Source organism: Streptomyces sp. Ru62, assembly GCF_002920615.1.
GTDB lineage: Bacteria > Actinomycetota > Actinomycetes > Streptomycetales > Streptomycetaceae > Streptomyces.
The window spans coordinates 42,314-57,398 of record NZ_PQSU01000040.1 but is presented as its reverse complement, the minus strand read 5'-3'; the positions used below and the strand labels follow the sequence as shown (position 1 = coordinate 57,398).

Genomic DNA, 15,085 nt, shown 5'->3' with positions numbered 1-15,085 from the left:
GGTGGACTGCGGTGGGGCCGGGGTGTCGTGGGAGGGTGGGGTCACGCCGAGCCGAGTTCGTTGTCGATGAAGGCGAAGACGTCGTCGGCGGAGGCCTCCTCCAGCCGTCCGGCGAGGGCGGCGGCGTCCTGGCCGAGGGTCTTGTTCAGGTCGCCCAGCAGCGACTGGAGGCGGGCGGTGATCCGTCCCTGCTCGATGTCCTCGGCGGTGAGGTCGCCGAGCCGGGCCGCGACCCGGTCGAGCTCGGCGAGGACGGAGTCCACGGAGGTGTCGGCGCCCGCTAGTTCGGTGCCCAGGTACTTGGCGAGGGCGGCGGGGGTGGCGTAGTCGAAGATGAGGGTCGCCGGCAGCGGCACCCCGGCGGCGCCGCTGATCCGGTTGCGCAGGTCGACGGAGGTGAGCGAGTCGAAGCCGAGGTCGCGGAAGGCGGTGGTGGGCTCGACGGCGTCGGCACGGCCGTAGCCGAGGACCGCGGCGGCCTGGCCGCACACCAGGTCCTGGAGCGCGCGCTCGCGTTCGCCGCCGGTGAGGCCGGCCAGCTTCTCGGCGAAGCCGTCGGTCGCGTTCGTGTCGGCGGAACCGGCCGGGCCGCGCCGCGCCTCGGGCAGCGCGGACAGCAGGGCGCTGGGCCGGGTCGCGGTGAACGCGGCCGCGAACGCGGACCAGTCGACGTCGGCGACGGTGACGGTGGTGTCGCCGCCGTCCAGGGCGCGGCGCAGCGCGGTCAGCGCGCGGCCGGGGTCGAGCAGGGACATGCCCATCGCGCGGGCGGCCGAGCGGACGGTGCCGTGCGCGGCCATGCCGTCGCCGCCCCACGGTCCCCAGGCGATCGAGGTGGCGGGCAGTCCGGCGGCGCGCCGGTGCTCGGCGAGGGCGTCGAGGAAGGCGTTGGCGGCGGCGTAGTTGGCCTGCCCCGCGCCGCCGACGGTGGCGGTCAGCGAGGAGAACAGCACGAACGCCGACAGCTCCCGGTCCGCGGTGAGTTCGTGCAGGTGGCGGGCGGCGTCGGCCTTGGGGGCGAGGACACCGGCGAACCGGTCGGGGGTGAGCGCGTCCAGGACGCCGTCGTCGAGGACGCCGGCCAGGTGGAGCACGGCGGTCAGGGGGTGCTCCGCCGGTACGGAGTCCAGCAGCGCGGTCAGCGCCTTCCGGTCGGCGACGTCGCAGGCGGCGAGGGTCACCCGGGTGCCGGCGTCGGTGAGTTCGCGGACGAGGTCGGCGGCGCCGGGCGCGTCCGTGCCGCGGCGGGAGGTCAGCAGCAGGTGGTCGGCGCCCTCGGCGGCGAGCCACCGGGCGACGGCCGCGCCGACGGCGCCGGTGGCCCCGGTGACGAGCACCGTGCCGGACGGCTTCCATGGGGCGCCGGGGCGGGCCGGCGCGTGCTCCAGCCGGCGGCCGTAGGCGCCGGACTCGCGGACGACGACCTGGTCCTCGCCGCCGGCGTCGCCGAGCAGCGCGGCCAGCCGGGCCACGGTCCGCGGGCCGACCTCGGCGGGCAGGTCGACCAGGCCGCCCCAGCGGTCGGGGTGTTCGAGGGCGGCGACCCGGCCGAGGCCCCACACCGGGGCCTGGTCGAAGCCGGTGGCGGTGGCGGCCGTGCCGTGGGCGACGGCGTCGCGGGTGACGCACCACAGCGGGGCGGTGATCCCGGCGTCGCCGAGTGCCTGCACGAGGGCGGCGGTCGCGGTGAGTTCGGTGGCCGGTGCCAGCAGGGACAGCACGCCGTCGACGCCGCCCCGGCCGGCGAGCAGCCCGGCCAGCTCGGCACGGTCCGCCGTCTGCGGTGCCGTGAGGGTGTCGACGCGCAGGCCCTGATCGGTGAGCCCGGTCAGGACGGCCGTGGTCCACGGGTCGCCGGCCGCCGGGACGACGGCCAGCCAGTGGCCGCCGAGCGCGGGGATGGCGGCGGGGGCCAGCGGTTCCCAGGCGACGCGGTAACGCCAGCCGTCGGCGGCGGCGTTGGCCTGCCGCTGCTCGTGCCAGGCGGCCAGGGCCGGTACGACGGCGGCGACGGAGGTCTCGTCGGCGACGCCGAGGGTGGCGGCGACGGCGGTGACGTCCTGGTCCCGGACCAGCTCCCAGAACGGATCGGCGGCGTCCCCTCCCGCGCGGGCCGCCCCGGCGCGCTCGGCCTGGAGGATGGGGGCGTCCTCCCAGTGCCGGTCGCGGCGGAACGGGTAGGTGGGCAGGTCGACCTTGCGGCCCCCGGCGAACACGGCCCTCCAGTCGGGGCCGGTGCCGGTCAGGTGCAGTCGGCACACGGCGTCGACGAGGGCGGCGTCCTCGGCGCGGTCGCGGCGCTGGGTGGCGATGACGTGCGGTACGACGTCCTGCGCCATGGTGGCGAGCACGGCGTCGGGGCCGACCTCCAGGAAGCGGGTGGCGCCCTCGGCGGCCAGCGCGGTGACGCCCTCGTGGAAGCGGACGGCCTCGCGGACGTGCCGCACCCAGTAGTCGGGTGAGGTGAGTTCGTCGGCCAGGCGGCCGGTGACGTTGGAGACGACCGGGAGGCGGGGCTCGTGGAAGGTGAGGCCCGCCAGCACCTCGCGGAACGCGTCGAGCATGGGGTCCATGCGGTGGGAGTGGAAGGCGTGCGACACGGTCAGCCGCCTGGTCTTGTCGAAGCGGGCGGCCACGGCGGCGACGGCCTCCTCGTCACCGGAGACGACCACCGCGCGGGGGCCGTTGACGGCCGCGATGTCGACGCCGTCGGTGAGCAGCGGCGCGACCTCGGCCTCGGCGGCCAGCAGGGACACCATGGCGCCGCCCGCCGGGAGTTCCTGCATCAGCCGGCCACGGGCGGCGACCAGGGCGACCGCGTCGGGCAGGTCCAGGACGCCGGCGACGTGCGCGGCGACGACCTCGCCGATGGAGTGCCCGGCGAGCAGGTCCGGGCGGATGCCCCAGTGCTCCAGCAGCCGGTACAGGGCGGTCTCGAAGGTGAACAGCGCGGCCTGCGTGTAGACGGTCCGGTGCAGCGGGGAGGAGTCGGTGTCCTGGTCGTACATCACCTCGCGCAGGGGCCGGTCCAGGTGGGCGTCGAAGGCGGCGCAGATCTCGTCGAAGGCGGCGGCGAACACCGGGAACGCGGCGTGCAGGGTGCGGCCCATGCCGGGACGCTGGGAGCCCTGGCCGGAGAACAGCACGCCGAGCCGGCCGGGTTCGGGGGCCACGACGGCGGCCTGGCTGCCGTCGGCGACGGCGCGCAGACCGGCCAGCAGCTCGTCCCGGTCGCGGCCGGTGACGGCGGCCCGGTGGGTGAACACGGTGCGCGTGGTGGCGAGCGAGTACCCGACGTCGTACGGGTCGAGGTCACCGGCGACGGCGAGCAGCCGCTCCGCCTGCCGCTGGACGGCGTCGGCGCCCTTGCCGGACAGCACCCACGGTACGACGGGCAGCGCGGCCCGCTCCTGCGGCGCCCCGTCCGCCTCGACGGGCGGTGCCTCCTCCAGGATGGTGTGGGCGTTGGTGCCGGAGATGCCGAAGGAGGAGACACCGGCGCGGCGCGGGCGGCCGTCGGGGGTGTCCCAGGGGCGGGGCTCGGTGAGCAGGCGGACGTCGCCCGCGCTCCAGTCGACGGCGGTGGACGGTGTCTCCACGTGCAGGGTGCGGGGCAGGGTGCCGTGGCGCATCGCCATGACCATCTTGATGACGGCACCGACACCGGCGGCGGCCTGCGGATGGCCCATGTTGGACTTGATGGAGCCCAGCCAGACGGGCCGGCCCTCCGGCCGGTCCTGCCCGTAGGCGGCGATGACGGCCTGCGCCTCGATGGGGTCGCCGAGCGTGGTGCCGGTGCCGTGCGCCTCGACCGCGTCGATGTGGTGCGGGGCGAGCTGGGCGTCGGCGAGGGCCTGGCGGATGACGCGGATCTGGGCGGGGCCGCTGGGCGCGGTGAGGCCGTTGGAGGCGCCGTCCTGGTTGACGGCGGAGCCGCGGACGACGGCCAGCACCTCGTGGCCGTTGCGCAGGGCGTCCGACAGGCGCTCCACGAGCAGCATGCCGGCGCCCTCGGCCCAGGCGGCGCCGGCCGCGTCGTCGGAGAAGGAGTGGCAGCGGCCGTCGGGGGACAGCGCGCGGCGCTCGCTGAACTCGATGAACATCTCCGGGCTGGCCATGACGGCGGCGCCGCCGGCCAGCGCCAGGGAGCACTCCCCCTTGCGCAGCGACTGGATCGCCGAGTGCAGCGCGACCAGGGAGGAGGAGCAGGCGGTGTCCATGGTGACCGCCGGTCCCTCCAGGCCGAGGGTGTAGGCGATGCGGCCGGAGACGATGCTGCCGGAGATGGTGCCGCCGATGTAGTCGTGGTGCATCAGGCCGACGAACACGCCGGTGGGGGTGCCCTTCACCGTGGTGGGGTCGATACCGGCCCGCTCGAAGGCCTCCCAGGTGACCTCCAGCAGCAGCCGCTGCTGCGGGTCGGTGCCGGGCGCGTCCTTGGGGCTGATGCCGAAGAAGGCGGGGTCGCACTCGGCGGCGTCGTGCAGGAAGCCGCCGTGGCGGACGTAGCTCTTGCCGGGGGCGCCGGGCTCGGGGTCGTAGATCGCCTCGACGTCCCAGCCGCGGTCGGCCGGGAACTCGGTGACGACGTCGATGCCTTCGTCGACGACGCGCCAGAGGTCCTCGGGGGTGCGCACGCCGCCGGGGTAGCGGCAGCCCATGCCGATGATGGCGACGGGCTCGTGGTCCTGCTCCTCCAGCTCCCGTACGCGGCGGCGGCTGCGCTCCAGCTCGGTCGTGGCCCGCTTGAGGTAGTCGCGGAGCTTGCCGGCCGTGGCCGAGTCTTCCATCACAGGGCTCCCAGTTCGTTGTCGATCCTGGCGAAGAGTTCTTCGTCGCTGGCGTCGCGGACGTCGGCCGGCGACCCGGGCTCGGTGGGGCGCGCGTGGCTGTCCTGCCAGCCGCGCAGCAGCGCTTCGAGGCGCGCGGTGACGCGGGCGTGGCTGCCGTCCTGGTCGGGCAGGGCGTGCAGGGCGGCTTCGAGACGGTCCAGTTCGGCCAGCGCGGAGCGGGCCTGGTCGGCCGGTCCGGGCACGAGCGCGGTCTTGAGGTGGGCGGCGAGGGCGTGGGGCGTGGGCTGGTCGAACACCAGCGTCGCCGGGAGGCTCAGGCCGGTGGCGCCGGCGAGGAGGTTGCGCAGTTCGACGGCGGCGAGCGAGTCGAAGCCCATCTCCTGGAAGGCGCGCCCCGGGTCGACCGACTCCGGCGAGGGGTGCCCGAGGACGCCGGCGACATGGGTGCGGACCAGCTCCAGCAGGGCGCGGTCCCGGTCGGCGTCCGGCAGCGGCGCCAGCCGCTCGCGCCAGGAGCCGGCGGGGGCGCCCGCGGCGGGCTCGGCGCCGCGCCGCCGGGCCGGCCGCACCAGGCCGCGCAGCAGGGCGGGTACGCCGTCCGGCCGGGCGCGCACCGCCGCGGCGTCCAGGCGCACGGGCACCAGGACGGCGTCCTCGCCGCCGAGCCCGGTGTCGAAGGCGCGCAGTCCCTGGGCCGGGGTGAGCGGCGGCAGGCCGAGCCGGCGCAGCCGTTCCAGGTCGGCGGCGTCGATGCCGGCGCTCATGCCGCCGGAGCCGGACCACAGGCCGTAGGCGAGGGAGACGGCGGGCAGGCCGAGCGGCCGGCGGTGGGCGGCGAGGCCGTCGAGGAAGGTGTTGGCCGCGGCGTAGTTGGCCTGGCCGCCGCCGACCAGCAGACCGGCCGTGGAGGACAGCAGGACGAACGCCGACAGGTCGGTGTCGCGGGTCAGTTCGTGCAGGTTCCAGGCGGCGTCCACCTTGGGCCGCAGCACCCGGTCGACCTTGTCCGCGTCCAGGGCGGCCAGCACACCGTTGTCGACGACACCGGCGGCGTGCACCACCGCCCGCACCTCATGCGCGGCGAGCAGAGCGGCCAGGTCGTCCCGGTCGGCGGCGTCGCACCGGGCGAGGGTCACCTCGGCGCCCGACTGGGCGAGTTCGTCACGGAGTTCGGCAGCGCCGGGGGCGTCCGCGCCACGCCGGCCGGCCAGCAGCAGGTGCCGTACGCCGTGCTCGGTGACCAGGTGACGGGCGATCAGCGCGCCGAGGCCACCGGTGCCGCCGGTGATCAGGACGGTGCCGTCCGGGTCCCAGGCGAGCGGCTCGCCGGCCTTGGCGCGGGCCAGCCGCGGCACCCGGACCTCGCCGTCCCGCACCGCGACCTCCGGTTCACCGGCGGCGAGCGCGGCGGCGAGGGCGGGGCCCGTGGCGGCGCTGCCGTCGCTGTCGACCAGCAGGAACCGGCCGGGGTTCTCGGCCTGGGCGGCGCGTACGAGTCCGTACAGCGGGGCGTGGGTGAGGTCCCCGGTCCGCAGCAGCACGGCGAGCCGGCTGCCGGCCCGGCGGTCGTCGGCCGGCCAGGCGCGGAGGAGGTCCAGGGTGGCGTTCACCCGGCCGCGGACGAGGACGGGGAGGTCCGCCACGGGGGCGGGGGCGGGGGGTACGGGCAGGAGGACCAGGTCGGGGACGGGGTCGGCGGTGGTGAGGGCGGCGAGGTCGGGGTAGAAGGGGGCGTCGAGGGCGGTGTCGTGGGTGCCGCTTCCCGCCGTACCGGTGCCGCCGTCGCGGGTCTCGCCCGCGCCACTGTCGCCCAGGCCGACGCCGGCCGCCTCGCCACCGTGCGGGCCGGAGCCGCCGAAGCCGCACACCGCCAGGGCGGGGACATCGGTGGTCGCAGGGAGCGGTGCCGGGACGAGGTCGACCCGGTACAGCGGATCGTCGCCGTCCCCGGCGAGCTGGTCGGCGGAGACGGGGCGGGCCACGAGACTGCGCACGGTCGCGACGGGCGCTCCGGCGGCGTCGGCGAGGGTGAGGGTGACGGCCTCGGGGCCGGACGGGGTGAGGTGCAGGCGCAGGGTGTCGGTGCCCGCCGCGTGCAGGGTGACGCCGCCCCAGGCGAACGGCAGCACCGCCTGGCCGCCGGGCAGGTCCAGCAGGTTGACGTGCAGGACGGCGTCCAGCAGCGCCGGGTGGACGGCGAACGCGGCGGCGGTGGCGCGGGCGCCCTCGGGCAGGGCCGCCTCGGCGAACAGCTCGTCCCCGCGGCGCCACATGGCGCGCAGCCCCTGGAAGACCTCGCCGTAGCCGTAGCCGGTGCGGGCCAGGTCCGGGTAGAGGCCGTCCAGGTCGACGGGTTCCGCGTCCCGGGGCGGCCAGTCGGTCAGACCGGCCGGGGACGTCGCGTCGGCGGGTGCGGTGGTGAGAACGCCGGCGGCGTTGCGGGTCCACGGGGCCTCGGGGCTGTCCGCGCGGCGGGACCAGACGGTCAGCTCCCGTCGTCCGTCCCGCTCGGGGCCGACGGCGGCCTGTACGGAGAGTGCGCCCTGCTCGGGCAGGAGCAGCGGGGCGTGCAGGGTGAGTTCCTCGACGGTGTCGCAGCCGGTGCGCTCGGCGGCCTGGAGGGCCATCTCCACGAAGCCGGTACCCGGCAGCAGCACGGTGCCGTGGACGGCGTGGTCGGCCAGCCACGGGTGGGAGGCGAGGGAGAGCCGGCCGGTGAGGACCGCGCCGCCGGTGTCGGGCAGGTCGGTCGCGGCGGTGAGCAGCGGATGCCCGGTGGCGCTCTGCCCGAGGCCGTCGGCGTCGCCGCTGCCGCCGGAGGTGGCCTCCAGCCAGAGGCGTTCACGCTGGAAGGCGTAGGTGGGCAGCTCGGTGCGGCGGGCGCCGTGCGGGGCGAAGAACGCCGCCCAGTCCACGGCGGTGCCGGCCGCGTGCAGCCGGGCCACGGCCGTGACCAGGTCGCGTTCCTCGTCGCCCTCGCGGCGCAGCCCGGCGACGGTCACGCTGTCCTCGGGCAGGCAGTCCACGGCCAGGGCGGTGAGGGCCGCGTCGGGGCCGACTTCGAGGAACGTCCGGACGCCCAGCTCGTGCAGGGTGGTCAGGGCGGGGGCGAAGCGGACGGTCTCCCGGACGTGGTCCACCCAGTGGTCCGGGGTGGTCAGCCGGCCGGGTTCGGCGAGGGCGCCGGTGAGCGTGGAGACGACCGGGATGCGCGGCTCCGCGTAGGAGCACGCGGCGGCGGCCTTCGCGAAGTCGGCGAGCATCGGCTCCATCAGCGGCGAGTGGAACGCGTGCGACACCATCAGCCGCCTGCTCTTCCCGAAGCGGGCGGCGAGGGCGTCGACGGCCTCCTCGGCACCCGAGACGACCACCGACCGGGGGCCGTTGACGGCGGCGAGACCGACCCGGTCGTCCAGGTGGGGGGCGACCTCGTCCTCACCGGCGCGCAGCGCGGCCATGGCGCCACCCGGGGGCAGGGCGGCCATCAGGGTGCCGCGCGCGAGCACGAGCCGGACGGCGTCCGGCAGGGACAGCACGCCGGCGACGTGCGCGGCGGCGAGTTCGCCGACGGAGTGCCCGGCCACGAAGTCGGGGGTCACGCCCCAGGACTCCAGGAGGCGGTACAGGGCCACCTCGGTGGCGAACAGGGCGGCCTGTGCGTAGTCGGTCCGGGTCAGCGACTCGGCGTCGGTGTCGATCACTTCGGTGAGCGGCCGGTCCAGGCCCCGGTCGGCGAGCGCGCACACCGCGTCGAAGGCCTCGGCGTACACCGGGAAGGCCCGGCGCAGGGCCCGGCCCATGGCGGGCCGCTGCGCTCCCTGGCCGGTGAACAGGAACGCCGTCTTGCCACCGACGGGGGTGAGCGGAGTCGCGGCGGCGAGCGCGGCGAGCAGTTCGCCGGTGTCCCGGCCGACCGCGACGGCGCGGTGCTCGAAGTGGGCACGGGTCGTGGCCAGCGACAGCCCGAGGTCGGCCGGGCGTGCGTCGGGGTGGGCGTCGACGTGGTCACGCAGGCGCGCGAGCTGGTCGGTGAGGGCCTGCCGGGTGCGGCCGGTGACGATCCAGGGGACGTGACCACCGTCCCTGACCGGCGAGTTGACGCCGCCCTCGGCTGAAGCCGCCTCATCGGACGACGGATCGGCGGAAGCCGGCTCGCCGGAGGCCGGGTCGGCGGGTGCCTGCTCCAGCACGACATGCGCGTTGGTGCCGCTGATGCCGAAGGAGGAGACGGCGGCGCGGCGGGGCCGCCCGGTGGCGGGCCACGGACGCCGCTCCAGGGCCAGTTCGACGGCGCCGGCGCTCCAGTCCACCTGGTCGGTGGGGGCGTCGACGTGGAGGGTGGGCGGCACCTCGCCGTGCCGCATGGCCAGCACCATCTTGATGACGCCCGCGACACCGGCGGCGGCCTGGGTGTGCCCGAGGTTGGACTTCACGGAGCCGAGCAGCAGCGGCCGGTCGGCGGGGTGTTCGCGGCCGTACGTCGCGAGCAGTGCCTGCGCCTCGATGGGGTCGCCGAGGGAGGTGCCGGTGCCGTGCGCCTCGACCACGTCGATGTCGGCGGCGGTGAGCCCGGCACCGGCCAGCGCCTGCCGGATGACCCGCTGCTGGGACGGTCCGTTGGGCGCGGTCAGCCGGCTGCTGGCGCCGTCGGAGTTGACCGCGCTGCCCCGGATCACGGCGAGCACCGGGTGCCCGTTGCGCTGGGCGTCGGCGAGCCGTTCCAGCAGCAGCATGCCGGCGCCCTCGCCCCAGCCCGTGCCGTCCGCCGCCGCCGCGAACGCCTTGCAGCGGCCGTCCGGAGCCAGTCCGCGCTGCCGGCTGAAGTCGACGAACGTCTCCGGCGTGGACATCACGGTGACGCCGCCGGCCAGGGCGAGTGAGCACTCCCCCGCCTGTAGCGCCCGCACCGCCCAGTGCAGGGCGACCAGGGAGGAGGAGCAGGCGGTGTCGACGGTGACCACCGGGCCTTCGAGGCCGAAGGTGTAGGCGACGCGCCCGGAGGCGATGCTGGCTGCGCTTCCGTTGGCGAGGTAGCCGTCGAGGTCGTCCGGTACGGAGGTGAGGCGGGTGGCGTAGTCGTTGTACATCACGCCGGCGAACACGCCGGTACGGCTGCCGCGCAGGGAGGCCGGGACGATGCCGGCCCGCTCGAAGGCCTCGTAGGAGGTCTCCAGCAGCAGCCGCTGCTGCGGGTCCATGGCGAGGGCCTCGCGGGGGCTGACACCGAAGAAGTCGGGGTCGAAGTCGGCGGCGTCGTGCAGGAATCCGCCGGTGCGGGCGTAGGTCCTGCCGGGCCGCGCCGGGTCGGGGTCGTACAGGGCGTCCACGTCCCAGCCGCGGTCGGCGGGGAAGTCCGACACCGCGTCGGTGCCCGTCGCGACCAGCTCCCACAGCTCCTCGGGGGTGGTGACGCCACCCGGGTAGCGGCAGCCGATGCCGACGACGGCGATGGGGCCGTGTGCGCGTTGCTCGTTCTCGCGCAGCCGTCGCCGCGCCTCCCGCAGATCCGCGGTCGTCCGCCTGAGGTAGTCGAGCAGTTGCTCTTCGTTGTTCACCAGCGCGCCATCCGATCGAGATCGAAGTGAGGGCCTCGGCCGTGCGGATCGCCTCCGGACGGTTTCCGGTCCGCTTCCCCTCCGCTGTCGGAGGCTAGGCAGGCGCCGATGACGCGGGACACCCCTACGGCCCCCAGGGGCCCCCGAGACGGCTAAGGGGTCCCACGGGACCACGCGGCACGACGAACGGCGGGTCGTCCGGGCCGGTACCCTGCGGCGGGGCCGCTCGGTACGGCGCTCGGCGCAGGGCGATGAGCGCGATGGCGGCGGCCGCGCACACCGGTCCGGTGGTCTGCCGGCGGGTGAGCCGCTCGTGCAGGAAGCCCAGTGCCGGCAGGACCGGGATGGCCGGGTGGAGCGCGGACGGCACGGTGGCCACGGCCGTCAACCGGTGCCGCGTCGCGGCGAGACAGAGCAGGATGGCCACGGTCCCGACCGCACCGCCTGCGCCGGCCACCGCCGCGAGCCGGCCGGGCAGCGTCACCGGGGACCGGTACGGCGCGAGCACCGCGGCGATCACCATCACGGACGCGACCCGGCTGACGACCACGGGCCACGGACCACCGTCCGCCCCCACCTGGGCCATCGCGAGGAACTGCACCCCGAAGCCGGCGCTCGCGGCCACCGCGGCGGGCACTCCGGCGGTCACCGGCCCGACGGTACGGCGCCCCGTACCCGGCGCGGCGCTGCGACGGTCGGTGCCCGGCGCGGCAGAACGACCGTCCGTACTGCCGTCGCTCCTGCGCGCGACGAGCCCGTTCACGTAATGGGTGACACCGAAGCAGAGCGCGGAGGCCGGCGCCACTGCCTCACCCACGGGCCCACCCCGGCGACGGCGGCAGACCTTCCCGGTACGGTGGGACACCAGCGCACAGAGCCATACCGACGGCCCTGACCGGAATCCCGGTGATGATGACAACGAGCCCCGTCCCGGCGGGCGTTCGGGGTCAGGAGGTGCCGGCCGCGCGGTCGGCCGCCGCCTCCTTCAGGAGCGTGGTCAGCACATGGACGTCGGGCCTGCGGGCGGTGCCCGAGCGGCTGACCGAGAAGATCGTCCTGCTGACCGGTGTGACCAGCGGGTGCAGGCTGACACCGGCCTCGTCCGCCGGGACGGCCAGCCGGGGAGCCAGCGCGACGCCCGCACCGGCGGCCACCAGCGATGTCAGGACCGAGAAGTCACTGCTGCGTACGCGGATCTCGGGGACGAAGCCGGCGGCACCGCAGGTGCGCTGGATCATTTCGTAGCAGGAGGTCTCCGGGCCGGGCGTCAGCCACGGCTCGTGCGCGAGCGAGGTGAGGTCCACCGGCTTCCCGGGAGCCAGGCCCAGTCTGTCCGCGTGACCGGGCGGCAGGACGGCGACGACGGGGTCGTCCATGAGAACGTCGTGTTCGCTGCCCGAGGGGAAGCCGCGCGGCAGCACCGTGTAGCCGTGCACGACGGCCACATCGGTCTCCCGCCGGCGCAGGGCGTCCAACGCGTCGTCGGGTTCCAGCACGGTCAGACGGATCGTCAGCGCGCCCGCTGTTCCGTCCGCGAGCGCCTTGTACACGGCCGGCAGCAGCGTCCGGGCGGCCGAGGCGAACGCGGCCACCCGGATCTGTCCGCGCCGGCCACCGCGCAGGGCCGCGAGGTCGGACTCGGCCGCGGCGAGGTCGCCGAGGACCACCGCCGCGTGGGCCACCAGCAGCTCGCCGGCCGGGGTCAGCCGCAGAGTGCGCCCGTGCTTCTCGACGACGGGCATGCCGGCCTCCCGCTCCAGCGCGGCCAGCTGCTGGGAGACCGCGGGAGCGGTCAGGTGCAGGGCCTCGGCGGCGGCCGCGACCGTTCCATGGGTGGCCAGGTGATGGAGGATCCTGAGCCGACGTACGTCCAGCATCGGTCCAGCCTACGCCTTCCATAAAGGTCGTCTTTCGAAATGGGCAAGAAAACCTAACTGGACCTTATTGTCGCAGGCCATCATCGTGGAGCGGTGGCAACAAGGTTCGCTTCTCCCCGTTTCCTCGCCCTGGCCGGCACGGTCGTGCTGTGGGCCTCCGCGTTCCCGGCGATCCGTGTGGGCGTCGACGGGCTCGGCCTGGCGGCGCTGTCGTTCCTTCGCCTGGCCCTCGCCGCCGTGGCCCTGGCCGTGGCGGCGCCGTTCGGCCGGGTGCGGACACCGCGCCGGCGCGACCTGCCCCTGATCGCGGTGTGCGGCCTCACCGGCATGACCGCCTACCAGCTCCTGCTGAACTGGGGTGAGGTGCACGTGGCAGCCGGCACCGCCAGTCTGCTGATCGCCGTCGCCCCGGTCTTCAGCCTCCTCCTCGGCAGCGTCCTCCTGGCCGAGCCCCTGACCCGGACCATCGTGGCCGGCAGTGTCATCGCCCTCGCGGGAACCGCCGTGGTCACCCTGGCCGACGGGGTGTCCGGCTTCACCGCCGCGTCCCTGGTCGTCCTGGCCGCCGCCGTCGTCCAGGGTGTTTACCACTGCGCGACCAAGCCGCTGCTGCGGCGGTACACCGGCTTGGAGGTGGCCACCTACGCCATGGTCGCCGGCACCGTGTTCGCGTTGCCGCTCGCACCCGCGACGGTCCCCGCCGTGGTCCGTGCCCCCGCCGACGCGCTCGTGGCGGTCGCCTTCCTCGGACTCCTGCCGTCCGCTCTGGGCTTCGTGATCTGGGGTCACGCCGTCGCGCGACTCCCGCTCGCCGTGTCCACCGCCGCCCTGTACCTGGTACCGCCCGTGGCCCTGGCCGTGTCGTTCCTCTGGCTCGGCGAGGTCCCGGGCGTCGTCGAACTGCTCGGCGGAGTCGTGGTGGTGGCCGGCGTGGTCCTCATCAACCGCCGCCCGGACCGCCCCGCACCGGGCCCGGCTGCACGGTCCCGCGCCGGCGGGGCGCTCACCGGCACCGGTGCCCGGTCCGGGGATCACGGTTCACCCGCGGGCGGCCACGGGGGAACGGCTCTCCTCGGGGACGGCCGCGGGGAAACGACTCCCCTCGGGGACGGTCGTACGGAAGCGGGCCCGGTAGACCGTCGGTGAGATGCCCAGCGTGTTCTGGAAGGCCCGCCGCATGGCCTCCGCCGAGCCGAAGCCGGCGCGTGCCGCGACGGTGTCGACGGGCTCACCGCTCGCCTCCAGGAGGGCCTGGGCCGCTTCGAGCCGGACCGATTCGGCGTAGCGCCCGACCGTCATCCCGGTGTGCGCCCGGAAGAGCCGGCTCAGGTGACGTACGCTCACGCCGGCCCGGCGTGCCAGGGCGGTCAGGTCATGGTCCGCGCTCGGGTCCGCGCCGACGACGTCCATGACCTGCCGGACGACGGGGTGCGTGGACTCGCGCAGGGTCAGCCGCGCGCTGAACTGGGACTGACCGCCCGGGCGCGCCATGAAGACCACCAGCTCCCGCGCGACCTCGCGGGCCACGTCGGGACCGTGGTCCTCCTCGACCAGGGCCAGGGCGAGATCGATGCCCGCGGTCACTCCGGCCGAGGTGACGACGTTGCCGTCGCGGACGAACAGGGCGTCCGTCTCCACGGTCACACCGGGGTAGGCGAGCGCCAGTTCCCGGGCCAGTCGCCAGTGCGTGGCGGCCCGCCGTCCGTCGAGCAGCCCGGCCTCGGCCAGCATGAAGGCGCCGGCGCACACCGAGGCCACGCGGCGGGCCCGCCCGGCCAGTGCCGCCGTCCCGGCCACCAGCGCCGGGTCGGCGACGGCCTCCCGCCAGTCCCGCCGGCCCGGCACCACGAGCGTTCCCAGCCGCGCCGGCAGCTCCTCCCAGCTGCCGCCGGTGTCCAGCCGTACCTGGGCGGACGTGGCGACAGGGCCTCCCGCGGCGGACACGACCCGCACGTCGTACCGGGCCCCGTAGGCGTTCGCGGTCGTGAAGACCTCCGCGGGGCCGGCCACGTCCAGCAGCTGGACACCGGGGAAGGTCAGCACGGCCACGACATGCCGCGGGCGCGTGTCGCTCACTCCGGCCACGGCGATTCGAGGATGGTCCGCACGAAGTCGCCCCGCTCGAACCCCGGCACGTAGTGCTCCAGGACGTCGGCCTTGACGTTGCCGAACGTGGTCTCGGGCTTGGGACGGATGCCTTCGGTGAAGGCGTCGAGGATCTGCCGCTTGAAGTCGGGGCGGGGGTGCAGTGCGACGACGGCCGCGCGGTCGGCGGGGGCGATGTCGTGGTATCCGATGCCCAGCACGTCGTACTCCACACCGGCGGTGACCAGGGCCACCTCGGGCTCCATGAACTCCGGGACGCCGGGCGTGGTGTGCAGGGCGATCGCCGTCCACACGCGGCGGATGCTGTCCTCGGGCACGTCGTGGTCCCGCAGGAACCGGCGGGCCGCGTCCGCCCCGTCGACCTCGAAGCGCCGGCCGCTGTCGTGGTAGCGCGCACCGAGGCCGAGGTCGTGGAACATGGCACCGATGTACAGCAGTTCCGGGTCGAAGCCGATGTCGCGCCGGCGGCCCTGCAAGGCGCCGAACAGGTAGACGCGGCGCGAGTGATGGTAGATCAGATCGCTCGTCTCGTCCCGCACGAGCTGGGTCGCCTCCCGGGCGAGCTTGGTGTCGGGCACGGTGACCCCGCCGGCCACGAACTCGTCAGCCATCTTTGCACCTCATGTTTGCCAGTCGTTTGCGCAATGGCGCTGTGACCTCAGTGTCGTCCCGCGGGGCCGGGCGGCACCATGTCCATAGGGACAGGCAGCCCTCAGATCCGGACATCCCCCGGTGTGACCGGCCGGGGTCCGGG

7 protein-coding genes are annotated in these 15,085 nt (G+C 75.5%); 1 reads left to right on the top strand and 6 read right to left on the bottom strand.

Annotated features, from left to right (window positions below; genetic code table 11):
* Positions 1-41: 41 nt before the first annotated feature.
* From C3492_RS46730 to C3492_RS37790, 4 genes are all read right to left on the bottom strand, one after another.
* Positions 42-4,793, bottom strand: a complete 4,752-nt coding sequence (locus tag C3492_RS46730) for a type I polyketide synthase (RefSeq protein ID WP_374938417.1) — start codon at positions 4,791-4,793, stop codon at positions 42-44.
* Positions 4,790-10,348 (bottom strand): type I polyketide synthase, encoded by a 5,559-nt coding sequence (locus tag C3492_RS37800; protein WP_103817138.1) that lies wholly within the window; start codon positions 10,346-10,348, stop codon positions 4,790-4,792. Before C3492_RS37800 ends, C3492_RS46730 begins: the two co-directional genes overlap by 4 nt.
* A gap of 124 nt (positions 10,349-10,472) precedes the next feature.
* Positions 10,473-10,997, bottom strand: coding sequence for an EamA family transporter (locus C3492_RS37795; RefSeq protein WP_258056146.1), 525 nt, complete (start codon positions 10,995-10,997; stop codon positions 10,473-10,475).
* 298 nt (positions 10,998-11,295) lie between these two features.
* Positions 11,296-12,225 carry a LysR family transcriptional regulator gene (locus C3492_RS37790; RefSeq protein ID WP_103817137.1) on the bottom strand — a complete coding sequence of 310 codons (930 nt, stop codon included), beginning with the start codon at positions 12,223-12,225 and terminating at the stop codon, positions 11,296-11,298.
* 93 nt (positions 12,226-12,318) lie between these two features.
* On the opposite strand from C3492_RS37790, the gene C3492_RS37785 reads away from it, so the two are divergent.
* Positions 12,319-13,371 (top strand): DMT family transporter, encoded by a 1,053-nt coding sequence (locus C3492_RS37785; protein ID WP_258056145.1) that lies wholly within the window; start codon positions 12,319-12,321, stop codon positions 13,369-13,371.
* On the opposite strand, the gene C3492_RS37780 is transcribed toward C3492_RS37785, so the two are convergent.
* The gene (locus C3492_RS37780) at positions 13,264-14,274 is read right to left on the bottom strand and encodes a GlxA family transcriptional regulator (protein WP_103817146.1); all 1,011 of its coding nucleotides are present in this window, start codon (positions 14,272-14,274) and stop codon (positions 13,264-13,266) included. The genes C3492_RS37785 and C3492_RS37780 overlap by 108 nt on opposite strands.
* 23 nt (positions 14,275-14,297) lie before the next feature.
* Positions 14,298-14,942 (bottom strand): HD domain-containing protein, encoded by a 645-nt coding sequence (locus C3492_RS37775; RefSeq protein WP_103817135.1) that lies wholly within the window; start codon positions 14,940-14,942, stop codon positions 14,298-14,300.
* Positions 14,943-15,085 lie beyond the last annotated feature (143 nt).